We start from the raw sequence: 23,402 nt of genomic DNA, 5'->3' as shown, positions 1-23,402 counted from the left end.
TTGGCATCGACTTAATAGATTTGGAAGGAGTGAGAATCCATTAGTAAATGGATATAACGCATGAGTAAACAAAATATAGTGCAATGGATAAGAAATAATCAGTCCGAATTTACGGAAATGGCTGAAAAGATATGGGAGCATCCGCAAGTTGCTTATGAAGAAAGCTATGCTTGTAACTTGCAAGTCTCCAAATTAAAAGAAGCAGGATTTCACATTCAAGCTTCGATTGGTGGAATGTCTACAGCTTTTGTAGCAGAATATGGTTCAGGAAAACCAATCATTGGGATATTAGGAGAATATGATGCATTACCCGGGCTTTCCCAAGCCGTCAAAACCGTTCAGGAACAAGTAGAAATGGACGGACCAGGTCACGGCTGTGGGCATAATTTACTTGGAACCGCAGGTGTAGAAGCTGTAGTGGCGTTAAAAAACGCAATGGAAGAATTTAAACTAGCAGGTACGATTCGGTATTATGGTTGTCCTGCAGAAGAAGTATTGTCTGGTAAAACGTATATGGCAAAGGAAGGCGTCTTTGATGATTTGGATTGCGCTTTAACTTGGCACCCCTGGACATCCAACTCGGTAGTAAATAGGAGCATGCAAGCTATGGTGTCCATTAAGTTTCATTTTAAAGGAATTCCAGCACATGCCGCTTCATCGCCACATGCAGGGAGAAGTGCGCTTGATGCAGTTGAATTGATGAATGTCGGAGCAAATTATTTACGAGAGCATGTTGTAGACGGAACAAGAATTCATTATGTCATTACAAATGGGGGACTTGCACCAAATATTGTCCCAGAGCATGCATGTGTTTGGTATTATTTACGGGCTGCCACAAAGGAACAAGTGGAAAACATCCTTAGAAGAGTTCAAAAAATTGCTAAAGGGGCAGCTCTCATGACGGAAACAGAAGTGTATTGGGAGATTGATGCATTTCCTTATAACACTCTGCCAAATGAAGCTTTAAATGACCTTATGTATGAAAATATGAAAGTAGCAGATCCTTTAGTGTTTACAGCAGAAGAAGAGGAATTTGCTGAGGAATTAGTAAAGACAATAGATCCTGCTGTCGTAAAAATGGCACAACAGGCAAACAATGAAATTCTACCGGTCACCTATCAAAATGATAAACAAACAAAGGAAAAATCTTTACCTGGTTCTACTGATGTGGGGGATGTTAGTTGGATTACTCCTGTTGGGCAAATCATGACAACTTGTGCTCCAGTTGGAGTACAAGTACATACATGGCAGGCAACCGCTTCTTTTGGTTCGTCAATCGGTTTTAAGGGAATGCACTTGGCTGCTCAAACAATGGCATTATCTGCGTATGATTTATTGCAGAATAAGGATCATGTACTTGAACGAGCAAAACAGGAGTTTTCTTTATCCACAAAAAATAATCCGTATGTAGCGGGGATACCTGACAACGTGAAACCACCCAAAAATGCAGAAAAAGTTTTGTTGGGTTAAATGAAGAAATACATGGATTAGGAAATCGGAGGATAGATTCTTATCATTCTTCGATTTCTTTTTTGGCTTTTAAAAGATGGGGAAAAGCACGAGAAAAAATAAGTTGAACACAAGGTGGGAAAGGATTGTTAAAAGGATATTCCGATTCCACATATATAAGGTTCCCCAAACTACTCCACCAGCAAATGTCGCTAACATAAAGAGTGGATTAAAGGTATAAAGATTTGCCGACATATATAAAAGTGAGGAAATGACGATCACCAGTAGCTTATTTTCGAACGAATCCTCGATCATTTTTTGAATACAGCCTCTCCAAAATAATTCTTCACCTGAAATGATGATGAGAAACAGTGCAACATAATGCCATGTTAGCTGTGGCTGAACCTTCCTATATAAAGCAGCAACTTCTGACATTTGAATAGGAAAAAGGAGTTCAGCGCAAATTTTTCCTGTAAAAAAGAGTCCGTACATGAGAAGACCGGATAGTATAGCGATTGCTGTGTTTGAAATTGTTAAGTTTTTGGTATCAAAATGGCCGAATCGGACGGCTGCAATGGATAAAAGGAAAAAGGATATTGTAAACATGACCCAAAATGGAAGGTCCGATAGAAAACTAATGGCGAGTAAAAGATGTACAAATATTAATAGTAGAAAAAAGTTTTTTTGCATATGTGTTTGCCTCTTTTGGTAAGATGTGTCGCTGTTTATTTTATCATGGGTGTGAATTTTTTAGAATAAATATCTGGTGGCGACTTATCCTAAAGGTGATGATTTGAAAGAAGGAGATGTTCGATATGACACAATCTAAACGCCAACAAGAACGCCAATGGACAGTTCGCAAACAATCGCAAAATCCCCATGGCAAGGTAAAATCATTTGAACAGCTGGCTGAAGAAGCTGGGAAGGATACAAAAGAATAGAGTGAAGATGGCGCACACCTCTGTTATGGGGTGTGCGTTTTTGCGGGAGGGTGGGTTTTCCTAAAAGGAGTAACATAAAGGGGTTTATGCGAAGGGTATTTCCGGGTATTTACAAAAGTGATGTGAAAAGAGAGGTTATAAGAATGGGGTATTACCAAGTATATCCAAAAGTGATGTGAAAAGAGAGGTTTATGTGATGGGTGTTACCAGTTATAACCATAAGTGATGGTATAAAAGAGGTTTATGTGAGGGGTATTTCCAGGTATACCCATAAGTTAAGGCGGTCAAGTGTCTGGAGTACCCTCACTCTCCTAAAAAGTGGAAAGAAGTGTACGTCCAGAGAGCCTGGAGTACCCTCACTCTCCTAAAAAGTGGAAGAAAGTGAACGTCCAGAGAACTTGGAGTGCCCCGAATCCCCTAAAAAATGGAAAGAAGTGAACGTCCAGAGAGCCTGGAGTGCCCTCACTCTCCTAAAAAGTGGAAAGAAGTACGTCCAGAGAGCCTGGAGTGCCCTCGCTCTCCTAAGAAATGGAAGTAAATGCACGTCCAGAGAGCCTGGAGCACCCTCACTCTCCTAAAAAATGGAAGGAAGTGTACGTCCAGAGAGCCTGGAGTGCCCTCACTCTCCTAAAAAGTGGAAGTAAGTGTACGTCCAGAGAGCCTGGAGTGCCCCCACTCTCCTAAAAAGTGGAAGGAAGTGTACGTCCAGAGAACCTGGAGCACCCTCTCTCTCCCAAAAAACTGGAAAAAGTGTATGTCCAGAGAACCTGGAGCATCCTCACTCTCCTAAAAACTGGAAGTAAGTGTACGTCCAGAAAGCACAGAGTACCCCCAACCTCCCAAAATATGGAGCGCAACGCACTTCCAGAGATCGCGGATGACACCCCCATCCGACAATCTCAAATTTCCAATTCATTTTCGTTGAGAAATATCGGGAACCGAAATATAATTAACCAATGGTATAACTTGAATTGGAAAGAAGGTTCATTATGGAACAAGATGATATGAGGGAATATAAATTAGGTATCCTATACACTACGATTGCCTATATTGCATGGGGGATACTGCCTCTTTATTGGAAGTTAATCGACTATGTACCGGCATTCGAAATACTTGCACATCGAATTATTTGGTCCCTTGTTTTTGTGCTTTTAGTAATTCTTGTTTCGAGGAAAGGGAAACAGTTTATAAAAAGCCTTAAAGAGATTGTAAAAAACAAATTGAAACTAATTGGGATTGTGGGTTCATCCATCCTTATTACAATCAACTGGGCAACTTATATTTGGGCGGTAAATACGGATCATATTATTGATGCTAGCCTAGGGTATTACATCAACCCATTGGTTAGTGTACTATTAGGAATCATTGTGCTTAAAGAAAGAATCCTGTTTTGGCAGGGGATTTCCTTTGTGTTAGCCGGTATTGGCGTTCTTATTTTGACCATTCAGTATGGAAGTTTCCCTTGGGTGGCGATTACGCTTGCATTAAGCTTTGGGTTTTATGGGTTAACCAAGAAACTTGCAAAGCTTGATTCATTGATAGGTTTAGCGATGGAAACAATGGTGGTTGCACCAATTGCACTTATTTATTTGGCAACCCTTTATAAGGGGGGAGCCGATTCCTTTTTAGGAGCCACTATTGACGTGCAGTTATTGTTAATGGGGGCAGGGGTTGTAACCGCATTGCCGTTACTATGGTTTGCCGCTGGAGCAAACAGAATTCCACTTTCTGTGGTGGGGATTCTTCAATATATTGCCCCGACAATAAGTCTTCTATTGGGAGTCTTTCTGTATCATGAACATTTTACAAAGGTTCATTTAGTCACTTTTGTTTTTATCTGGACAGCACTAATAATTTACTCATTCTCAAAATCTAGATTTCTAACTTCGCTCCAACCAAAATTTGTGAAGAACAAATCATTAGGGGTATAAATACAAAAAGGGAGCCGATTATTGAATCAGCTCCCTTTTCCATTAGATTGTTGTGACAATCTTATAGTTTTTGTGATTAACAACTGTACGACTCTCTAATTCAAGATCTCTATAATTGTCCATATATGTTAAATCCACGATAACCGAGTTTTCGTTAACCTTTTCGACGATGCCTTTTAGGCCCTCTTTGAACTCAATGATATCCCCAATTTCTGCAATTTTCATCATGTCGCCCTCCATCACATTCTATGCATCTTCAATAAAGTTCATAAAGTGCTTTTATTTACAAAAAAACCATTTTTTTATATTTTGCCTTACTTTTGTAATTATGTAAAGCGTTTTCATAGATATTTTATTATAAAAATTTGTAAAAAATGTGACAAGCCTTCATAATTTTTTTATAGTTAACTAGTAAGCCTTGTTAGAAGGGGAGAATAATAGTGAAAGACGTAGGATTGGTTTTAGAAGGTGGAGGAATGCGCGGCATGTACACAGCAGGCATCCTTGAATATTTTATGGAACAGGATTTATATTTCCCATATGTTGTTGGCGTATCGGCAGGTGCGTGTATGGCGGCGTCTTATCTTTCTAGGCAAATGGGAAGAAATCGTACGGTTAATATTGATTATGTCAATCATCCAAACTATCTATCATTCCGCAATTTTGTAAAACATAAGCAATTATTTGGAATGGATTTTATTTTTGATGAGATTCCAAATAAACATGTCCCATATGACTATGATACTTTTTATCAATCAAAAGAAGAATTCGTGGTGGGCACAACCGATTGTGAAACAGGGGAACCTATGTATTTTAAAAAAGAAGATTATGGAAATGACATGCTTAAGGTCATTCGTGCATCGAGTTCATTGCCATTTGTTGCGCCGATCATTGAATTCAAAGGAAAAAAATTATTGGATGGCGGGATTACAGATCCGATACCATTGATAAAAGCACAGCAGGATGGTAATTCAAAAAATGTGGTCATTTTAACTCGAAATCGTGGTTATTTGAAAAAGAAATCTAATATAACTTGGGTTGTCAGACGTGCTTTTAAGCAACACCCTCACCTAGTAAAAGCGATGGAAACACGCTATAAGCGTTATAACGATACACTAGCGTATTTGGATCAAGAAGAAAAAGCGGGAAGGGTATTTGTGTTTAGTCCAACTGAACCACTGGAAGTAGGGCGAGTTGAAAAAAATCCTGCGAAATTAACCAATTTATATGAACTTGGACTGAAGGACGCTGCCGAGCAGTTTGATCAGTTTCAGAAATGGTTAATGGCTTAATTAAAAAGGTGTCCCTTAAAAGAGACACCTTCATTCCTAATTTACCTACACATCCTGCAAGGTCTAGTAATTGAAATTGCTATTGTCCACACGTACAACCAGGTCCATGTGGCCCATGTGGTTCTCTCATGTTTGGCGTCATTCCATAACCTTGAGGAACCATCATGCCAGGCATAGCAGGTCCTTGAGGTCCGAATCCACCCATCATAGGTCCAGCCCCAGGAGTTTGAGGTCCGAATCCGCCCATCATTGGCCCAGCCCCAGGGGTTTGAGGTCCGAATCCGCCCATCATAGACCCAGCCCCCGTTCCCTGAGGTTGAAATCCACCCATCATAGGTCCAACATCAGGATCCTGAGGATCAAGATTGCCCATCATTCCAGGCCCACCCATAGGTGCAAGTTGCTGTTGTCCGCAGGTACAACCAGGTCCATGTGGTCCATGAGGAACCATTATACCTTGTTGCGCGCCAGTTTGTGCTCCGTACATATTCGGATTCATAAACATTTCGTTTGGGTAATTTTTCATAGAATCCACCTCTCTCAGTATTATCAGGATAAAAAAGTCAGCTACTTTGGTCAGTTAACTTTTACCTACTTCATCATAAAGGCCTACTAGACACTTTCCCCACATCATATGCCTAATGGCGTAATATGTGTAAAATCACAGGATAAATGGGTATTAGCCTTGTTTCTCTTTCTATGAACTACTATAATTTACAAAGAGGTGTTTACGATGAATGAACAATTTGTAAATGAAATTTTAAATAAGCTGCGAGATGGAGAATTGAGTGAATATTTGGTGAAGAATGATCAATTTTTAGAGTTTCGACAGACTTTGGTCAAAAGGGAGGATTTCAAGCATTTTCGTGGGATTGCCCAACATGGTGGGGATGTGCTATATCGATATATGGAAGTGGCGAGAAGCTAATGTGACAAAAGTCACAGACTAAAGGTTGACAAGATACATCATAATTTAGTAAAATTATCTTGAATTCAAGATAATGAAAAGGGTGGAAAGTATGGAAGCGAATGAAGCAATCAATGTTCCTAACCTCTCCTTAAAATTTTTTGTCATTCTATCTCGAGCATTCCGATCAGTGAATGAGCGGGTTGAAGAGGATGTAAAAGGATACGGATTAAACTTAACAGAATTTGCCGTGTTAGAACTTCTTTATCATAAAGGGGACCAGCCAATCCAGCATATTGGTAAAAAGGTCTTATTATCGAGTGGAAGTATAACCTATGTTGTAGATAAATTAGAAAAAAAGAACTTCCTTCTTCGAAAACCATGTCCAAAGGATCGTCGTGTTACATGGGCGTCCATTACGGAGGAAGGGAAACAATTCATGGATACGGTTTTTCCAAAACACGAAGAGGCAATTGAAGAAATTGTCGGAGGTTTGACTGATTCTGAAAAAGAAGAAATGATGGTTCTCTTAAAAAAGTTAGGTTTTCATGCTGAAAAATTATAAAAGATAACTGAAGTGTATATTACTTGACCTCCCTTTTATAAAAATACTATACTTTCAAGACAAAGAAGAGAGAACTTAATTAGTTGCAGATGTAGAAAGGGAGAATGAGTATGGTTTCAAAAGAGATAAAGAGCCTTCTTTTAAATAAAATGAAAATGATTCAAAAACCAGGTGAACAGGATATCTGTTTAGTGGGACCTGTCACATTACCTGTTCAGTTAGATGATCAAGTTGTCACTTTTAAATGGTATACATGGTTAAAAGTTGAGGATGAAATGGGCACTGAGGAAGTGTTGGATTCCCTTTCTAAAACGAACCTCGCCGCTATGCAACAATCATCTGTACTTGTATACGGTGATTTTGATACTGAAACTGAGGCACTTATTCGCATGCACAGCATCTGTCATACGGGTGATATTTTCGGAAGTAAACGCTGTGATTGTGGGTTCCAATTGCGTGAATCGATGAGAATGATCGTTTCAAATGGTTGTGGTGCACTCTTTTATTTAGCCAATCATGAAGGAAGAGGGATTGGGCTATTTTCAAAATCACTGGCATACATCCTTCAGCAAGAAGGGCTTGATACCGTGGAAGCCAATCTTGCATTAGGCTTTAAGGATGATAGCCGTAATTATGAGGATGCGATTCGCGTACTCACGGATTTACGTGCGAAACCAGTGACGTTAATTACAAACAATCCGAAAAAATTAGCTGCATTACAAGAATATGGACTTTTATCTGACACACATATCCCACTTTGGGGGGATATCTCCGAATACAATAAAAAGTATTTAGAAACAAAAGTTGAGAAATCTGGCCATATTCCAGTAAAGGAAAAAATAACAGTCATTTAATCAAAAGGTAAGCCTAAAACTCTGGGCTTACCTTTTTTTATATGATAGTCGTATTATCTTTGTTTTTTGTAAAAAAATAGAGGAGAATCGCATAGTCATGTACTATTTATAATGTAGAGTCTCGATGAATGGGGGAAACAGTAGTGGAAAGCTATGAGGCGCTTATTAAAAAGCAGCGTGAATTCTTTTCGACAGGTAGAACAAAGGAAGTTGCTTTTCGGATGGATACTCTTAAAATGCTTCGAAATCTAATTAAGTCACATGAAAAAGAAATCATGGCTGCCTTACATACAGATTTAAATAAATCGGAATTTGAGTCCTACACGACGGAGATTGGATTTGTCTTGGAGGAACTGCGGTATACGTTAAAACATATTGAAAACTGGGCAAAGCCAAGAAAAGTAAAAACAAGCTTAACTGGCTTTGGGAGTAAAAATTATATTTATCCTGAACCATATGGGGTCGTCCTGATCATTTCACCTTGGAATTATCCGTTCCAATTGGCATTCGCTCCCTTAATCGGAGCAATCGCTGCTGGGAACTGTGCGATTTTAAAGCCCTCAGAGTTAACACCAACGACGTCGGAATTTCTAACAAAGCTGATTCGTGAAAATTTCCAAGAGGATTACATCGCAATTGTAGAAGGTGGAGTTGAAACAAGCTCAGCCCTTTTGAATGAAAAAACGGATTATATCTTTTTTACAGGAAGTGTTGCTGTTGGAAAGGTGATTATGGAGGCAGCATCCAAACACTTAACACCCGTAACCCTTGAACTTGGCGGAAAAAGTCCATGTATCGTTCACAAGGATGCGAATCTTCAGTATGCGGCCAAGCGGATTGCATGGGGAAAGTTTACAAATGCGGGGCAAACCTGTGTGGCACCAGATTATTTGTATGTCCATCATGAGGTGAAGGATGAATTTTTGAAGCTATTAAAAGAGGCCATCCAGGATTTGTATGGGAATGCTCTAGGGGAGGAGAGCCAGTTTACTAAAATCGTTAGTGACCGGCATTTTCAGCGCCTAAAAACCTTTATATACAATAGTGGAACCATTTATCATGGAGGAGAATCAGATGCGGAGAAGCTCCTGATTGCTCCAACGGTCCTGACTAACATTACCTGGGAGGACCCGATCATGGAAGATGAAATTTTTGGGCCGATTTTACCTGTGATGGAGTATGAGGACATTTTAAAAATCATCGATGAAATGAATCAGCACCCAAAACCACTTGCCTTGTATATTTTTTCAGAGGTTGAACGAGTTCAAAACAAGGTCCTTGAGTCAATTTCCTTTGGTGGTGGCTGTGTGAATGACACGGTTTATCATTTTACTTCACCACATCTGCCATTTGGCGGTGTTGGTGAAAGTGGAATTGGGGCTTATCATGGCAAGGGGAGCTTTAATGTATTTTCTCATGAAAAAGGGATCATGAAACAAACAACACGATTTGATTTACCGTTCCGTTATCCAAACACAAAGCATGGGTTAAAGTGGATAAAAATGATTATGAAATAGCTGTTAAATCAGAGAGATGTTTGTAACATTCACTCCGTATTTTTCCGGCACGTCCAATATTTAGGTGGAATTTTATCTAAGGATTATTTTTCCATGTATTTTTTCAGACGATGTGATTCAAAGGCTCTCGCATTCTACCAGTTTTTGGACAATGAATCGAAATATTACAGCTGTTACCCTTCTAGTAGAGACAAAAACGACGACTACTAGGAGGAATACAATATGAAAAACCTTAAAAAGATTGGATTTGCAGCAGCCCTAACATTTTCGTTATTAGCAACAAGTGTGAGTGCATCGGCCGCAACTCATACTGTTAAATCAGGTGATACATTTTGGAACCTTGGCATGAAGTATGGTGTGTCTGTATTAGAGCTAAAGAAAATGAACAACCGAACAAGTGATATGATTTATCCAGGCGAAGAGATTGAAATTCCAGCATCATTAACGAATGAAGAGAAAGAATTGCTTGCACGACTTGTACATGCGGAAGCAAAGGGTGAACCCTATGCAGGTAAGGTTGCCGTGGCAACTGTTGTGTTAAACCGAGTGGATTCATCAGAATTCCCAAATTCGATTAAAGAAGTGATTTATGAAAAAGCTTCAGGTGGTTCATATGCATTTAGCCCAGTAGCAGATGGTTCAATCAATCAACCAGCTGATGAAGAATCAAAACGTGCTGTAGATGAAGCTCTTACGTTCCGCGGACAAGGGAAAGGATCTTTATTTTTCTTCAATCCAGACAAGTCTTCTCATCCATTCATGATGTCAAGAGAAGTCACAACCATTATTGGTAATCACCAATTTGCAAAATAATAAAATGGTAAAGCACCTATTTCGACAACAAAGAAATAGGTGTTTTTTTTCGTATGCCCTTCATATAGTGAATAGTATATAAAATTTTGAAGGGAGCAAACTCGATGGCAGCTAAGGTGTTATTTTTCGGGGATCCAGGAATTGATGATTCACTTGCAATTATGTACGGATTGCTCCATCCAAATATTGAGATTGTCGGCATTGTCCCCGGCTATGGAAATGTTGAGCAAGAACAGGCTGTTCAGAATGTGGCGTATTTGTTATCCCTTGCAGGTCAAAGAGATATCCCAATCATTGCAGGGGCGAAGGGGCCATTATCCGGAGAATTCACTCCTTATTATCCTGAAATTCACGGGGAAAAAGGGCTTGGTCCCATACGTCCACCGGATACATTACAAACGGGTGAGTTATTAAATTTCGATGAGATCTTTAAAATTATACAAAAATATGAAAACGAACTCTATATCGTCGATGTGGGACGTTCAACTTCGCTTGCAATTGCTTTTCTCCTAGGCGGTGAGGTGATGAATAAAGTAAAAGGCATTTATATAATGGGAGGGGCTTTTTTTGTTCCCGGAAATGTAACTGCCGAAGCTGAGGCGAATTTTTATGGAGATCCAATTGCCTCAAACCTTGTTTGTGAACGTGCACAAAACCTTGCGATTCATCCGCTCAATATTACAATACAAGCCCTCATGACTTCCGATATTGTAGATACGATTGTCCGCCTTGGAACTCGTAATCCATATCGAGATTTAATCCGCCCCATTTTCGATTATTATTATGAATTTTATAAGAAAAGCGTACCGGGAATTAAAGGGACGCCGTTACATGATGTTGTTGCTTTAAGTGCAATTGTGAATCCATCAATTGTACAATATGCCCATCGTCGGGTAAGGGTAGAAATGTTTGGGGTTTTAAAGGGAGTGAGTGTCGCGGATTTTCGGGCCAATCCAGATAAGGAACCACCTGAAACATTAGACCGAATTGCCTTGCGCTTTGATTATAAAAAATTCATCACTGAATTTATTCAAATAATGACGATGGGGGATGTAGCTAGGTAGGAATATGCAGTCCTTTCGGAGTCCGAAGTAATTTTACAAGAGGAATTAGTGCATTGGTCGTATAAATATATTTTAAATTTTCGGAAAATATACCCAAGCTTTCTTATCAACATTTGGCATATAATGTGAATAAGGAAGCTTCCATATTTGCCTAAGGTCAAGCATTACTAAATCTGGACTTTAGGGGGTGATGACATGTTGTTACATCTCTTGCTAGCAATCTTTATTGGTGGCTCTATGGGGTTGTTGGGACATGCTAAAAAACAGGGGAAAATCGAAAAACCTCGTGTTACAAAACGCTTCATCTACCTCGGCTTCTTAGAAGAAATGATTATCGGAACCGTTGCGGCAGTTTTAGTCGTAGCATCGAGTGACACAGAATCGATTTTTCGAGTAGTGTTCCTCTCTATTTTGGCAGGTTACGGGGGAGAAAGAATCATGCAAAGAGTTGAATTTGTGAGACGTGTTGAGAGACAAACAGAATTGCCAGTGGAAACAAATCAAGAACAGGAGAGCAATAAGAAGAATGATGCCATTTGATTTTAAACAAGGAAAAAAAGAAAAACGTGATGTATTCTAATCGACTCTTTTTGCAGGAAATCTGTGAAAAGGGTCATTTTTATGTTATCCTAAGCCCTTAAACTGCTAGAACTAGAGTTGTGTCTAGTAAAATGGTATAATCAGAAGCAGTGATATGAAATGGAGGATTTAAACTATATGATTACAGTTACAAATGTCGGTTTGCGTTACGGTGATCGCAAGCTTTTTGAAGATGTTAATATAAAGTTTACACCGGGAAATTGTTATGGTCTGATTGGGGCAAATGGTGCCGGAAAATCAACCTTCTTGAAAATTCTTTCTGGTGAAATTGAGCCACAAACTGGTGATGTTCATATGACACCAGGTGAACGTCTTGCGATATTAAAACAAAACCACTTTGAATATGAAGAACAAGAGGTCCTTAAAGTTGTGATTATGGGACATGCTCGTCTTTATGAAGTGATGCAGGAGAAGGATGCCATTTATATGAAGGCTGATTTTTCTGATGAAGACGGCATGAGAGCAGCTGAACTTGAAGGAGAATTTGCTGAATTAAATGGGTGGGAAGCCGAATCGGAAGCTGCAATACTGTTAAAAGGATTAGGGATTCCAGAGGAGCTTCACACGAAAAAGATGGCAGAATTAACTGGTTCTGAGAAAGTAAAAGTTTTATTAGCGCAAGCCTTATTTGGCAAACCAGATGTCCTTTTACTGGACGAGCCTACGAATAACTTGGATTTAAAAGCGATACAGTGGCTAGAAGAATTTTTAATTAACTTTGAAAATACCGTAATTGTCGTATCCCATGACCGTCATTTCTTAAATAAAGTATGTACGCATATGGCAGATCTCGATTATGGAAAAATTCAAATCTATGTTGGAAACTATGACTTCTGGTATGAATCAAGTCAGCTTGCCTCAAGAATGGCGCAAGATGCAAACCGAAAGAAAGAAGAGAAAATTAAAGAACTTCAGGCTTTCATTGCGCGCTTTAGTGCAAATGCATCTAAATCAAAACAAGCAACATCCCGTAAAAAGCTTTTAGAAAAAATTTCATTGGATGATATTAGACCATCTTCCCGTCGATATCCGTTTGTCGGGTTTACACCAGAGCGTGAAATCGGAAATGATTTATTACGTGTGGAAGGCTTAACCAAATCAATCGATGGTGTGAAGGTTCTTGATAATGTGAGCTTTATTATGAATAAAGGCGACAAGCTTGCGTTTGTAGGAAAGAGTGAAATTGCGATTACAACTTTATTTAAGATTTTGATGGGTGAGATGGAAGCGGATAGTGGAACATTCAAATGGGGTGTTACAACGTCACAAGCCTATTTCCCTAAGGATAACTCGAAATATTTCGAGGGTAATGAGCCAACATTAGTGGACTGGCTTCGTCAGTTTTCACCAAATGATCAAAGTGAAAGCTTCCTGCGTGGATTCTTAGGAAGAATGCTTTTCTCTGGAGAAGAGGTCTTGAAAAAACCTAGTGTTCTTTCAGGAGGAGAAAAAGTACGCTGTATGCTTTCAAAAATGATGCTAAGTGGGTCAAACGTGTTATTGCTTGATGACCCGACAAACCACTTAGACCTTGAGTCTATTACGGCTTTAAACAATGGCTTAATCGCGTTTAAAGGTTCCATTTTATTTACATCACATGACCATCAGTTTGTTCAAACAATCGCAAACCGCATTATTGAAATCACACCAAATGGTCTTGTTGATAAGCAAATGACATATGATGAATATCTTGAAAATGCTGAGCTTCAAAAACAAATAGAAGCGATGTATGTGTAATATGTAAAAAAAGCCGTCTTCCTAAGGGGAGACGGTATTTTATTCTAATTCAGAAATGGATGAATCTCTGCCATCAGAATCATACGTATTGGATGTACTTCTACCACTATTGATTGTAATATTAACACCTGTATTTAATGAGCCGGCACCTGCATATGTTTTTCCTGTTGATGTGGGAGAAACATTAAATGAGTTTCCGGCAATAATGGTTCCCTCATTCCGATTAATCTCGATCGGTCCTAAAAAGATCGAAGCCATATACCATGTACCACCTTCCATACCTTTGGTAGTACTAGCATATGGCTACTTTACTATTATGAAAGGTACAAACCCCTAAAATTAATGAGATAAGCCATAAAAAGGCTCATCATTTCCCCAATAAAGCTAAAATACCCTTAAATATAAGGACAAATGAAAAGACAATGATTGTAAGGACACCTACTAAAATAAATACTGAATGTAAACTTCCTAAAACGGTATCATAGGCAGTTACTTTAATAAGAGCAAAACCTGCTAAAATACACGCAACAAATAAGAATACAAATTTATCCAAGTGATTTCCCTCCTTTACTACACTATATGTCCCACCTGAGGGGAAGGTGTGAAAGAAGAGGATATTTTAATCATTTTTTAATATTGGGGAATAAAAACGAAAGTCGTGAATAGAATGGTTTTGTTGGAAAGAAGCGAAAAAAGATAGGCTTTAAAAATGGATAGGGTGGGAAAGATGGCATTAGTAAAAAATTGTATCATTGTGTTGTTGTTTGCACTTTTGGTTGTGGGCATGATTTTATTTGGAGTAAGAACAATTGAGGCAAAAGAGAATCCAACTGTGATGATGACGCCTAAGAACATATATGTTGAAAAAACCGTTCACTTCTAAGGAAAGTGGCGGTTTTTTTAGTTTCGTTAACAAATAGAGGCCCTCAAAGAAGGGCCCCTAAAAAAAAGTTATTGTTGTGAACCATTTTTAAGCTGTTGCTGTGCCATGGCTACGAGGCGTTTCGTCATTTCGCCCCCAACAGAGCCGTTAGCACGTGCGGTCGTATCTGCACCAAGCTGAACTCCAAACTCATTGGCGATTTCTTCTTTCATTTGATCTAGAGCATTTTCAGCACCTGGAACCAATAGTTTGTTTCTTGCCATGATACATCACTCCCGACTACGTTTTTTTGAGTAACCAAACGATTACTCATTTTTAAGGTGTCACGTAATGTGAAAATGATGCTTGGGAATTACGACCACTTCCGCTAAAAGTGATTATTCTGCCTTCATACTTTCTTCCTCAAGCTTCTCCATTTCCGCTTTCATCCATTGGGGATCCAATTTTTCACCAATAAATACTAACGTTGGCTTGTAGTTCATTAGTTCTTTTAAATAAATGGGTGTCCCATAGGAGTATTGGAACAAATAAGTATGATTCGAATGGGTAAACTTTAAATAACCCTTAATTCGGTAAATGGTATCAGGCATTTTTCTTAGCCAATCCTCGAACAAATCAAGATCAAGTGAATTTGAAAATGTATGAACATATGTTTTTAGTTTCAAATCAAGATGGACATGGGCACGTTCATGTGGTTTTCGTTCGGTCTTTTTCACTGTACGAAGATCATCAAGCTTCACGGAAGCGTACTTCGTCAACAAGCATCTTGCATCACTGTTAATGGATTGAATTTCAAAAAGCATTTGTCCTTGTTCCATCTCTGACAACTGGTCGACTTTATTTAGTAACAATACATCGGCGTGGGAAACTTGTTCACGTAAGAGCATTTGCAACTGAGCACTTAATGAATGCCTTTCCTTCCAACGGTTCACATCAATTAGAGTCACTATCGATTGGACAATTAATTGATCGGCAAATAGGGGGGACATACAGGCATCCAGTACTTCAATTGGATGGGCAACCCCTGTTGTTTCAATATAAATCGCATCAAGATCATAGTCCTGTAAAAGTCCTTGGAGATGAACTTCAAGCTGGCCTTGAATCGTACAGCAAACACAGCCATTTAATAATTCCTTAAGAGGTGTATTTTCTGAAACGGCATTTGAATCGATTGAAACCTGGCCTAACTCATTCATTACAACTGCTACTTTCCGACCTAGTTTTTTTTCCTCGTTCAGAATATTTTGTAATAAAGTGGTTTTTCCACTTCCTAAAAATCCAGATAAAATAAAAACTTCAACTTTTTCCATAAAAACGCCTCATTCTTTTATATGATTACTCCTATTATAACGAATTATCGGGGACATGGAAGAAAAGTCGAATTTGACAGATTTTTTCAAAGAACATATACTGGAATTAACAAAATTCGAAAGGAATGGGTAAGGGGCAATGGACAACTAATCTTATTTTCGTACCGATTATTCTTATATCGAGTATCTAGAGAATAGGATTCCTATGCCCATTTCCATGTCCATTTGTATAAACTTATACAATTGAACGTTTATTTGTGATGGGGAAAAATGTGTCCTCTCTAGGTACTTACTAGGGAGGTTTTTTTATGACGATTTTAAAAATAAGTGGCGTCCACAAAAGCTACGGAGATAAGGTTATCTTAAATCATATTGAGTTTGACATCCAAAGGGGAGATCGAATCGGGATTGTCGGGAATAATGGAGCCGGGAAGACGACATTGGCAAACATCTTATCGGGAAAAATAGAGATGGATAAAGGAAATATCGAAATGCCGTCTGGTCCAATTTTAATTGGCTATGTAAAACAGGCCGCAGATGTTGCGCTTCATGATATTGAGGAAGTAACGGTGTCAAGAGATATGTTGAAGCAAACGAGCCAGCTTGGGTTAAGGAAAGTCCAAACTTGGGACCATAATCGCGGTGATCACTTAAGTGGGGGCGAAAAAACAAAGCTATCACTAGCAAAGGTTTGGGCATCTCAACCGGATCTTTTATTGTTAGATGAACCTACTAACCACCTTGATTTTAAAGGAATAGCGTGGCTGATTGAGGAAATGAAAGCTTTTCCGGGTGCTATCATTGTTATTTCGCATGACCGCTATTTCCTTGATCAAACAGTCAATCAAATCATTGAGGTTGATGATGGAAATTCGGTTATTTACGAAGGGAATTATACCGATTTTTCTAAAGAAAAAGAAAGGCAATACCAAAGTCAGCTCCATCGCTATGACAGTCAACAAAAACAAAAAGAGAAAATTGAAAACCAGCTAAGCAATTTGCAAAACTGGTCAGACAAAGCGCATCGCCAATCGACGAAGCAGGAAGGTTTTAAGGAATTTTATCGAGTGAAGGCAAAGAAAATGGATAAACAGATCAAGTCAAAAAGGAAGCGCCTTGAAAAAGAACTCGAAAAAAACAAAGTTGATAAGCCAAAGGAAATAGAGGAACTCCAATTTCATTTTACACAGAGTAAAAAGCGGGGCAAACGAATTGTTGAAGTGAAGAATGGAGGAATGAGGTTTGGCGAGAGGCTATTGTTTCAAGAAAGCCACTTTTATGTGAAGTTTGGAGAACGGATTGGCATTCTTGGCGAAAATGGCTGTGGTAAGACGACTTTACTTCGTGTCATCATGGGAGAATCAACACTGTCAATGGGGGAGCTCTGGAAAAGTCATTCCTTAAAAATCGGCTATTTGTCTCAGGATGTAACGGACTTGGATGAATCGAAGACAATCCTTGAGTATGTTGGAATCACTGCAAAAGAAAAAATGAGTGAGGCACGAACTATTTTTGCAAATATTGGGTTTCATGCAGACAAAATCAATCAGCCCATTTCGTCCTTAAGCTTGGGAGAACGAACAAGGGTGAAGCTTGTGAAATTGTTATTGGATGAGGTAGATTTGTTCATTTTAGACGAACCTACCAACCACCTTGATCTTGCGAGTCGCGAGTCTCTAGAAAATATCTTGCAGTCCTTTGAAGGTTCGATTCTTATCGTTTCCCATGATCATTATTTTCTTGAAAAAATGTGTGACAAACTTCTCGTATTTGACAATGGTGTTATTAAAAGAGTTGAAATGGGGCTGGGGGAGTATCAGAGCAGAGACAAGATCGGACCAGTTACTACACAAAGTAAGGATGAAGAAAAACTGTTAATCGAAAACGAGATTAATGCGATAATCGGTGAATTGTCATTTTTAAAAAAGGATGATCCCAAATACGAAGAACTAGATAAAAAACTACTGGTATTAATGAAACAGAAAAGAGAACTATGACTCAAAAAAAGTTCAGTGCATCATAACACTGAACTTTTTCTATTTGTTCATGCCCCTTTTTGGATAGGGGTATAGGGGATCTGGCGCTTTTTCTGTACTATAATAACGAATATGAATAGGATTATACCCAAGCAGCTGAATAGAATATGTGGGTAGATAAGCAATAGTCCACTTATGATTAATAGCGTTCGGTCGAGTACGCTGGTTTCCGTTTGGAATCTGCCGATGATTCCGGCACTTAATGAAACTACGCCGACTACGGCAGTAAAGAAAGCAAGAATGATTTCAACTAGTGGACCTTCCAACAATAATGCAGGTTCTAACACGAACATAAATGGTACGATGAAACCGACTATACCAAGTCGAACGGCTTCTAGCCCCACTTGATTGGGATTACTATCTGCAATTCCTGCTGCTGCATAGGCTGCAACGGCTACAGGTGGTGTAATCGCCGAAAATATGGAGAAATAAACGATAAATAAATGCGCTGACATTAAGGATACACCTAACTCCATTAATGCAGGTGCAGCTAACATCGCTGTTAAAATATAAGCCGCCGCTACTGGCATTCCCATTCCTAAAATAACACAAATAAGCATAGTAAGTAGTAAAGTTGGAATAAGCATACCTTCTGTTAAGCCAAGTACCACACTCGTTAACTTTCCACCGAGACCAGTTGACATGATGCCTGAAATGACTAACCCTGCTGCTGCACATGCGGCTGTAACAGGAGTAGAGGATTTGGCACCATCGACCATCGCTTCAAAAATTTGCTTAATACCCATTCGCGTTTTTTTACGAAACCAGCTCACAATCACAATGGCTAATACTCCATAAAAACCCGTTCTGGATGCGCTATATCCATTTAAAAGAAAAACGAGCAAGACAACGAGTGGAATAAAGTAGTACCAACCTTTTTTTAATACGTCCGAAACTTTAGGAATATCCTCTTTTTTTGCCTGTGGTAAATCTAATCGGACTGCTTCAAAATGAACCATGGCAAGTAAGGAGAGATAATATAAAATGCCCGGAATAATCGCCGCAATCACGATTGAAATATAAGGGATCTGTGTGATTGCTGCCATTAAGAAGGCAGACGATCCCATAATTGGTGGAAGGATACTGCCCCCTGTAGATGCAGCCGCCTCAACTGCAGCTGCAAATGAAGGTTTGTAACCAGAGCGTTTACTAACAGGAATGGTAAATGAGCCTGTTGTCACGACATTTGCTGTTGGACTTCCAGAGATCATTCCAAAAAACGCACTAGCTAGTACGGCAACCTTTGCAGCACCACCACGTGTTCTTCCAGCCAAAGCCGTTGATAACTGAAAGAAAAATTCACCCGCACCAGCTTTCTGTAAAAACGCTCCAAACAATAAGAACATATACACAAATGATGCTGCAACAGCAATTGGTGAACCCCATAGTCCATTAAAACTAAAAGCTAAATCTTCGACTACCTCTGAGAATGAAAACTCCCGATGCCAAATCAGTCCCCCTAAATGATGCCCCCATAGAGCATAGCCGATTCCAATGAATACAATGATGACAATCGGCATCCCAATCGTCCGGCGTGCTGCTTCAATACTTAACACGACAAATACGAAGCCAACTAGTATATCCAATGAAGATAAGGGATCGACAATCGGGATCCGTTCCGAGATTCGTTCAGCATGGATGTTAAAATAGATTCCCGCACCTAATGCTAAAAATGAACAGATATAGTCAATACCTGTAGGAGAAGCACTCGACCCACTCTTTTTTGAAAAACTAAAATATATAAAAGTTAAAAACAGAATAAGAGATAAATGCGTAGCCAACAATTGAACCGGATCTAATTTCCCCCAAATAACGGACCAAACTTGGAACAACGATAGAATCGCTGCGAAACCTAAAAATACCTTTACATGTGGTCCAGATAAGTGGCGCTTTTCACCTTCCGTGAAGGCCTTTGGTAATTTGTTTTTAAAGCCCATCATGTTGGGAGCTCCCTTCTAGAATTCAGGAATAAGTCCTTTTTCTTTTAAAAATTTTTCCGCACCAGGATGAAGCGGGACTTTCCCAACCTTACTAAAATTTTTTTCTGAAAGATTTTTAAATTCTTTATGAACAGTACTTAAGTATTCAAAGTTTTCATAGATCGCTTTTGTGACGCGATACACTTCTTCTTCAGGTACATCTTTATGAACAATTAAAATCGCTGGCGTATAGACGGTACTCACATCTTGAACTAAGAAATCATAGCTTCCACTCGTAATCGTACCTTGTTCCATTCCCAATTTTTTTGCCACTGCCTGAAGGATATTTTGATTCATTGATATAAATTTTAAATCATTCGTTGTGGAGGCTTCTAAAATATCACTAGAAGGAACAGATACCGCATCACCGGTCAAATCGATACGATTATCTGCCATCAATTCAAAGGTGGTTGATCCACTTAAATGATCAACAGAACCACCCCAAGAATCAATGTCTTGATAACTGACCCCGTATTCTCGTAAAATCGCTCGAGTCATAATTTCACCTGCAGACCCTCTTTGATCAACAGCGAGTCGTATCGGGGCTTTCTTTTTAATTGCCTCATCCAATGAATCAAATTCCACATCTCCCCGCGCTATCAGTTGATAATAGTTAGCAGGAATGACAACACTGATTGCCCGAATATCTGGATACGCTTCTTTATAGGGTTCTGTTCCACTGAATGCCGCGTACGCCGTCATAGCGTATGAGATTCCGTATGGGACAGTGTTAGTTCCGACGCTTGCAGGATTCTCTACAATTCCGCCCGGTTCTACCGTAATCAGCGATCCTTTATGTTCTCGACGAACCGATTCAGCAATCCCTTCTGTAAAAACAGACCATGCACCGCCTGTTCGTCCACCGATGATGGTCGTTCGAATAGTGTCTGAAGTATCGACAGAAACCGCGCCAACCTTATTCATGCAACCTGCCAGTAGTAGACTACTTATTATTAAAATGAAAGATAAAGTCCAATTTCTTTGAGACATGATGTTTACCCCCAATGGGTGATCAGATTAATTAAATGAATCTGCACTCAACTTTTTAAATCAGTAGGATTTCTTGTTTCCTTCTTTTACCTGTAAGCTAATATCTAGGGCTTTCGCTGAATGAGTTAAAAATCCTAATGATATATACTGGACACCTGTTCCAGAGTAGGTTGCTAAGTTATCTAAGGTAATTCCCCCAGAGGCTTCAGTTATAATTCCTTTTGGAACGAATTGTGTGAATTCCTTCACCTCTTCTGGGCTACGATTATCAAACATGATGACATCGGCGCCAGCATTTACGGCTTCTAAAACTTCTTCTGCGTTTTCCGTTTCAACCTCAATTTTTACCATGTGACCGATTCTTTCTCGTACGGCTTGAACCGCTTTTGTAATGGACCCACAGTAGGCAATATGGTTATCTTTAATCATGACACCATCATAGAGGCCAAATCGATGGTTCCTACCGCCGCCGGATACGACTGCATATTTATCAAGCATCCGGAGTCCTGGAATGGTTTTTCTGGTGTCACAAATATGAATGGAGGGATCGTTTAAAGCCTCCACACATTTATGGGTAACCGTAGCAATGCCACTCATCCTTTGTACGAGATTTAAAATGACTCTCTCACCAGTAAGCAGGTGAGCAGTTGGTCCGCTAACAGTAGCAATGGTATCACCCACTGAAACTAAGTCACCGTCTGAAAATCGTTGTTCGACTTTGATTGAAGGATCCAACAATTGATACGCTTCTTTAATAATGGTTAATCCAGAAATAATTCCACTATCTTTCGCAATGAACACACCTTGACTTGTTTGCTCAAGCGGAAAAATCGATTGACTAGTGACATCTTGTTCACCAATATCTTCAAGTAAAAACTCCTGTAGCATTTTTCTTAATTTTAATAGATTCATAGTTTGCCTCCTCAACTAAATAAGTTTGATAACAATTTCACAAACTTATGCATGTTCCGTTGTAAAATTTCTTTTTACATACAGGTGGAATTACATCTGTCTTGTCATCTATATTTACATAATACCAACAGAATTTCAATAGTATCCATGATAAAATTTTTGGTTGTTATTGCATGTGGATAGGGAGGAGAATTGAAAAAGCACCATCGGGAGCAAATCCCTGATGGTGCCTTACTTGTTAAAAAGCCCAGTTTCCATTGCGGAAGAGAGGTTCAATTTTGCCATCGGCAGTGATGCCGTCAATATCCATCTCACCTGAACCAACCATGAAATCGACATGCGTGATACTAGAGTTTGCGCCTTTTTTCAGAAGCTCATCGCGTGACATCGTTTTACCGCCTTCAATACAGAAGGCATATGCATTTCCAATTGCAAAGTGATTAGACGCATTTTCATCAAAAAGCGTGTTGTAGAAAAGAATTTTTGATTGTGAAATAGGTGAGCTATGTGGAACAAGTGCAACTTCACCTAAATAGTGGCTACCTTCATCTGTTTCGATAAGACGTTTTAAAGTATCTTCACCTGCTACCGCCTTCACATCAATGATTCGTCCATTTTCAAAGGTTAATGTAAATTGATCAATCAGGCTTCCGCCGTAATTAAGTGGCTTAGTGCTGCTGACAAATCCATTTACACCATCCTTTTTAGGAACGGTAAATACCTCTTCAGTCGGCATATTCGCAACGAACTCGATGTTTTGTTCGTTTTCACCACCGCCGCCAATCCATACATGGCCTTCAGGTAATTCAACGACTAAGTCAGTACCTGGTGCTTTATAATGTAATTTTTTATATTTTTTATTGTTTAAGTATTCCACCTTCGCATGTAAGGTTGCGTTATGTTCCTTCCATGCTTGAACAGGGTCGTCAAGATTAACACGAGTTGCTTGGAAAATGGCCTCCCATAATTTTTCGACTTGCTCCTCGGCAGATAAGTTAGGGAAAACTTTTTCAGCCCAACTTTCAGAAGAAACAGCGATGACAGACCAGCTGATTTTATCAGCCTGCGAATAATTTCGATATTTTTCAAGCGCCTTACCTGCCGTTTTATTGGCATTGGCAATGCGCTCCGGATTAACGCCTTTTAATAAGTCCGGATTTGAAGAAATGATCGATAAAAAGGCTGCTCCGTTTTCTGCAAGCTCTTCCATTCCTTTTGCCTTCCACATTGGATAGTCAAGAAAGGCCTCATCTGGTGCTAGGTCAAAACGCGTGCGTGTAATCTCGTCATCATTCCACTCGATATATACATTTTTTGCTCCAGCCTCATAGGCTTTTTTGACAACTTTCCTTACATATTCTACGGCTGAAATAGGTGCATTTATAAGAAGGTTCTGTCCTTTTTGAACATTAACACCAACGCGAACAGCTAAATCAGCATATTTTTCAAGCATTTGTTCGAATTTAGACATATGTATTCTCCTTTTGTGATGCTATACATAGCACGAATGTAAGTGTTACCTTTCTAGTGTAACAGAACTGCTTCGGTGTGCGAAATACAAATTTAACTTTATTCAATAGGAGTCTCTACTTTTCTTGGAGTGGATGAATGCGAGAAGAGCA

At 39.2% G+C, this 23,402-nt stretch carries 25 protein-coding genes; 14 read left to right on the top strand and 11 right to left on the bottom strand.

Translation table 11 applies throughout. From position 1 onward, the window contains the following. The first annotated feature begins 60 nt into the window (after positions 1-60). Entirely contained in the window at positions 61-1,470 is a 1,410-nt protein-coding gene (locus tag E1I69_RS08245) for an amidohydrolase (protein ID WP_136379134.1), read from the top strand. 69 nt (positions 1,471-1,539) lie between these two features. On the opposite strand, the gene E1I69_RS08240 is transcribed toward E1I69_RS08245, so the two are convergent. Further along, entirely contained in the window at positions 1,540-2,139 is a 600-nt protein-coding gene (locus tag E1I69_RS08240; RefSeq protein WP_136379133.1) for a CPBP family intramembrane glutamic endopeptidase, read from the bottom strand. A gap of 125 nt (positions 2,140-2,264) precedes the next feature. Between E1I69_RS08240 and E1I69_RS24920 the strand changes: the two genes are divergently transcribed. Further along, the gene (locus tag E1I69_RS24920) at positions 2,265-2,390 is read left to right on the top strand and encodes a DUF6254 family protein (RefSeq protein ID WP_010283238.1); all 126 of its coding nucleotides are present in this window, start codon (positions 2,265-2,267) and stop codon (positions 2,388-2,390) included. A gap of 989 nt (positions 2,391-3,379) precedes the next feature. Next, on the top strand, positions 3,380-4,321 hold the full coding sequence (gene rarD, locus E1I69_RS08235; RefSeq protein ID WP_136379132.1) for an EamA family transporter RarD: 942 nt from the start codon (positions 3,380-3,382) through the stop codon (positions 4,319-4,321). Between the two features lie 42 nt (positions 4,322-4,363). On the opposite strand, the gene E1I69_RS08230 is transcribed toward rarD, so the two are convergent. Continuing rightward, on the bottom strand, positions 4,364-4,546 hold the full coding sequence (locus tag E1I69_RS08230) for a YkvS family protein (protein WP_116351004.1): 183 nt from the start codon (positions 4,544-4,546) through the stop codon (positions 4,364-4,366). Between the two features lie 212 nt (positions 4,547-4,758). Here E1I69_RS08230 and E1I69_RS08225 point away from each other — a divergent pair, with 212 nt between their 5' ends. After that, positions 4,759-5,613 (top strand): patatin-like phospholipase family protein, encoded by an 855-nt coding sequence (locus tag E1I69_RS08225; protein WP_136379131.1) that lies wholly within the window; start codon positions 4,759-4,761, stop codon positions 5,611-5,613. A 79-nt stretch (positions 5,614-5,692) separates the two neighbouring features. Here E1I69_RS08225 and E1I69_RS08220 read toward each other — a convergent pair whose 3' ends face one another. After that, a complete protein-coding gene (locus E1I69_RS08220) occupies positions 5,693-6,139 on the bottom strand; it encodes a hypothetical protein (protein ID WP_136379130.1) in 447 nt (148 codons plus the stop codon). A 207-nt stretch (positions 6,140-6,346) separates the two neighbouring features. Between E1I69_RS08220 and E1I69_RS08215 the strand changes: the two genes are divergently transcribed. The 8 genes from E1I69_RS08215 (at position 6,347) to E1I69_RS08180 (ending at position 13,670) form a co-directional block, all read left to right on the top strand. Continuing rightward, positions 6,347-6,541 (top strand): hypothetical protein, encoded by a 195-nt coding sequence (locus E1I69_RS08215; protein WP_136379129.1) that lies wholly within the window; start codon positions 6,347-6,349, stop codon positions 6,539-6,541. A 91-nt stretch (positions 6,542-6,632) separates the two neighbouring features. Continuing rightward, complete coding sequence (locus E1I69_RS08210; protein ID WP_136379128.1) at positions 6,633-7,085, top strand: MarR family winged helix-turn-helix transcriptional regulator; 453 nt, start codon at positions 6,633-6,635, stop codon at positions 7,083-7,085. 110 nt (positions 7,086-7,195) lie between these two features. Next, the gene (locus tag E1I69_RS08205; protein WP_136379127.1) at positions 7,196-7,939 is read left to right on the top strand and encodes a GTP cyclohydrolase II; all 744 of its coding nucleotides are present in this window, start codon (positions 7,196-7,198) and stop codon (positions 7,937-7,939) included. Positions 7,940-8,082: 143 nt separating this feature from the next. Beyond that, positions 8,083-9,456 (top strand): aldehyde dehydrogenase, encoded by a 1,374-nt coding sequence (locus E1I69_RS08200; RefSeq protein WP_136379126.1) that lies wholly within the window; start codon positions 8,083-8,085, stop codon positions 9,454-9,456. A 222-nt stretch (positions 9,457-9,678) separates the two neighbouring features. After that, on the top strand, positions 9,679-10,269 hold the full coding sequence (locus E1I69_RS08195; RefSeq protein WP_136379125.1) for a cell wall hydrolase: 591 nt from the start codon (positions 9,679-9,681) through the stop codon (positions 10,267-10,269). A gap of 104 nt (positions 10,270-10,373) precedes the next feature. Then, a complete protein-coding gene (locus E1I69_RS08190; RefSeq protein ID WP_136379124.1) occupies positions 10,374-11,333 on the top strand; it encodes a nucleoside hydrolase in 960 nt (319 codons plus the stop codon). A gap of 195 nt (positions 11,334-11,528) precedes the next feature. Continuing rightward, positions 11,529-11,873 (top strand): DUF4257 domain-containing protein, encoded by a 345-nt coding sequence (locus E1I69_RS08185; RefSeq protein ID WP_136379123.1) that lies wholly within the window; start codon positions 11,529-11,531, stop codon positions 11,871-11,873. 177 nt (positions 11,874-12,050) lie between these two features. Continuing rightward, positions 12,051-13,670: an ABC-F family ATP-binding cassette domain-containing protein gene (locus tag E1I69_RS08180; protein ID WP_136379122.1), complete on the top strand. Its 1,620-nt coding sequence runs from the start codon at positions 12,051-12,053 to the stop codon at positions 13,668-13,670. A 39-nt stretch (positions 13,671-13,709) separates the two neighbouring features. On the opposite strand, the gene E1I69_RS08175 is transcribed toward E1I69_RS08180, so the two are convergent. Beyond that, positions 13,710-13,928, bottom strand: a complete 219-nt coding sequence (locus tag E1I69_RS08175) for a spore germination protein (RefSeq protein WP_136379121.1) — start codon at positions 13,926-13,928, stop codon at positions 13,710-13,712. A 109-nt stretch (positions 13,929-14,037) separates the two neighbouring features. Continuing rightward, positions 14,038-14,223: a hypothetical protein gene (locus E1I69_RS08170; protein ID WP_136379120.1), complete on the bottom strand. Its 186-nt coding sequence runs from the start codon at positions 14,221-14,223 to the stop codon at positions 14,038-14,040. Positions 14,224-14,397: 174 nt separating this feature from the next. On the opposite strand from E1I69_RS08170, the gene E1I69_RS24385 reads away from it, so the two are divergent. Beyond that, the gene (locus tag E1I69_RS24385; RefSeq protein ID WP_154670403.1) at positions 14,398-14,553 is read left to right on the top strand and encodes a hypothetical protein; all 156 of its coding nucleotides are present in this window, start codon (positions 14,398-14,400) and stop codon (positions 14,551-14,553) included. 68 nt (positions 14,554-14,621) lie between these two features. On the opposite strand, the gene E1I69_RS08165 is transcribed toward E1I69_RS24385, so the two are convergent. Next, the gene (locus E1I69_RS08165; RefSeq protein ID WP_057996587.1) at positions 14,622-14,816 is read right to left on the bottom strand and encodes an alpha/beta-type small acid-soluble spore protein; all 195 of its coding nucleotides are present in this window, start codon (positions 14,814-14,816) and stop codon (positions 14,622-14,624) included. A gap of 114 nt (positions 14,817-14,930) precedes the next feature. Continuing rightward, entirely contained in the window at positions 14,931-15,863 is a 933-nt protein-coding gene (locus E1I69_RS08160) for a CobW family GTP-binding protein (RefSeq protein WP_136379119.1), read from the bottom strand. Positions 15,864-16,171: 308 nt separating this feature from the next. Here E1I69_RS08160 and abc-f point away from each other — a divergent pair, with 308 nt between their 5' ends. Next, positions 16,172-17,860: a ribosomal protection-like ABC-F family protein gene (abc-f, locus tag E1I69_RS08155; RefSeq protein ID WP_136379118.1), complete on the top strand. Its 1,689-nt coding sequence runs from the start codon at positions 16,172-16,174 to the stop codon at positions 17,858-17,860. 47 nt (positions 17,861-17,907) lie between these two features. On the opposite strand, the gene E1I69_RS08150 is transcribed toward abc-f, so the two are convergent. The 4 genes from E1I69_RS08150 to E1I69_RS08135 form a co-directional block, all read right to left on the bottom strand. Beyond that, positions 17,908-19,839, bottom strand: a complete 1,932-nt coding sequence (locus tag E1I69_RS08150) for a TRAP transporter permease (protein WP_136379117.1) — start codon at positions 19,837-19,839, stop codon at positions 17,908-17,910. Positions 19,840-19,854: 15 nt separating this feature from the next. Further along, entirely contained in the window at positions 19,855-20,868 is a 1,014-nt protein-coding gene (locus E1I69_RS08145) for a TAXI family TRAP transporter solute-binding subunit (RefSeq protein ID WP_136379116.1), read from the bottom strand. A gap of 60 nt (positions 20,869-20,928) precedes the next feature. Then, positions 20,929-21,780: a carboxylating nicotinate-nucleotide diphosphorylase gene (gene nadC / locus E1I69_RS08140; RefSeq protein WP_136379115.1), complete on the bottom strand. Its 852-nt coding sequence runs from the start codon at positions 21,778-21,780 to the stop codon at positions 20,929-20,931. Between the two features lie 238 nt (positions 21,781-22,018). Next, positions 22,019-23,251: an aminopeptidase gene (locus tag E1I69_RS08135; RefSeq protein ID WP_136379114.1), complete on the bottom strand. Its 1,233-nt coding sequence runs from the start codon at positions 23,249-23,251 to the stop codon at positions 22,019-22,021. Positions 23,252-23,402: the final 151 nt, after the last annotated feature.

The organism is Bacillus timonensis (genome assembly GCF_004799755.1).
Classification (GTDB): Bacteria; Bacillota; Bacilli; order Bacillales; family Bacillaceae_L; genus Ferdinandcohnia; species Ferdinandcohnia timonensis_A.
The sequence above is the reverse complement of the archived record's forward strand: the minus strand, read 5'-3'. Positions and strand labels throughout refer to the sequence as shown.

Coding starts and splice junctions, on each gene's coding strand:
- E1I69_RS08245 (WP_136379134.1), top strand. CDS start 61: ATGAGTAAACAAAATATAGTGCAATGGATAAGAAATAATCAGTCCGAA.
- E1I69_RS08240 (WP_136379133.1), bottom strand. CDS start 2,139: ATGCAAAAAAACTTTTTTCTACTATTAATATTTGTACATCTTTTACTC.
- E1I69_RS24920 (WP_010283238.1), top strand. CDS start 2,265: ATGACACAATCTAAACGCCAACAAGAACGCCAATGGACAGTTCGCAAA.
- rarD (WP_136379132.1), top strand. CDS start 3,380: ATGGAACAAGATGATATGAGGGAATATAAATTAGGTATCCTATACACT.
- E1I69_RS08230 (WP_116351004.1), bottom strand. CDS start 4,546: ATGAAAATTGCAGAAATTGGGGATATCATTGAGTTCAAAGAGGGCCTA.
- E1I69_RS08220 (WP_136379130.1), bottom strand. CDS start 6,139: ATGAAAAATTACCCAAACGAAATGTTTATGAATCCGAATATGTACGGA.
- E1I69_RS08215 (WP_136379129.1), top strand. CDS start 6,347: ATGAATGAACAATTTGTAAATGAAATTTTAAATAAGCTGCGAGATGGA.
- E1I69_RS08210 (WP_136379128.1), top strand. CDS start 6,633: ATGGAAGCGAATGAAGCAATCAATGTTCCTAACCTCTCCTTAAAATTT.
- E1I69_RS08205 (WP_136379127.1), top strand. CDS start 7,196: ATGGTTTCAAAAGAGATAAAGAGCCTTCTTTTAAATAAAATGAAAATG.
- E1I69_RS08195 (WP_136379125.1), top strand. CDS start 9,679: ATGAAAAACCTTAAAAAGATTGGATTTGCAGCAGCCCTAACATTTTCG.
- E1I69_RS08190 (WP_136379124.1), top strand. CDS start 10,374: ATGGCAGCTAAGGTGTTATTTTTCGGGGATCCAGGAATTGATGATTCA.
- E1I69_RS08185 (WP_136379123.1), top strand. CDS start 11,529: ATGTTGTTACATCTCTTGCTAGCAATCTTTATTGGTGGCTCTATGGGG.
- E1I69_RS08180 (WP_136379122.1), top strand. CDS start 12,051: ATGATTACAGTTACAAATGTCGGTTTGCGTTACGGTGATCGCAAGCTT.
- E1I69_RS08175 (WP_136379121.1), bottom strand. CDS start 13,928: ATGGCTTCGATCTTTTTAGGACCGATCGAGATTAATCGGAATGAGGGA.
- E1I69_RS24385 (WP_154670403.1), top strand. CDS start 14,398: ATGGCATTAGTAAAAAATTGTATCATTGTGTTGTTGTTTGCACTTTTG.
- E1I69_RS08165 (WP_057996587.1), bottom strand. CDS start 14,816: ATGGCAAGAAACAAACTATTGGTTCCAGGTGCTGAAAATGCTCTAGAT.
- E1I69_RS08160 (WP_136379119.1), bottom strand. CDS start 15,863: ATGGAAAAAGTTGAAGTTTTTATTTTATCTGGATTTTTAGGAAGTGGA.
- abc-f (WP_136379118.1), top strand. CDS start 16,172: ATGACGATTTTAAAAATAAGTGGCGTCCACAAAAGCTACGGAGATAAG.
- E1I69_RS08150 (WP_136379117.1), bottom strand. CDS start 19,839: ATGATGGGCTTTAAAAACAAATTACCAAAGGCCTTCACGGAAGGTGAA.
- E1I69_RS08145 (WP_136379116.1), bottom strand. CDS start 20,868: ATGTCTCAAAGAAATTGGACTTTATCTTTCATTTTAATAATAAGTAGT.
- nadC (WP_136379115.1), bottom strand. CDS start 21,780: ATGAATCTATTAAAATTAAGAAAAATGCTACAGGAGTTTTTACTTGAA.
- E1I69_RS08135 (WP_136379114.1), bottom strand. CDS start 23,251: ATGTCTAAATTCGAACAAATGCTTGAAAAATATGCTGATTTAGCTGTT.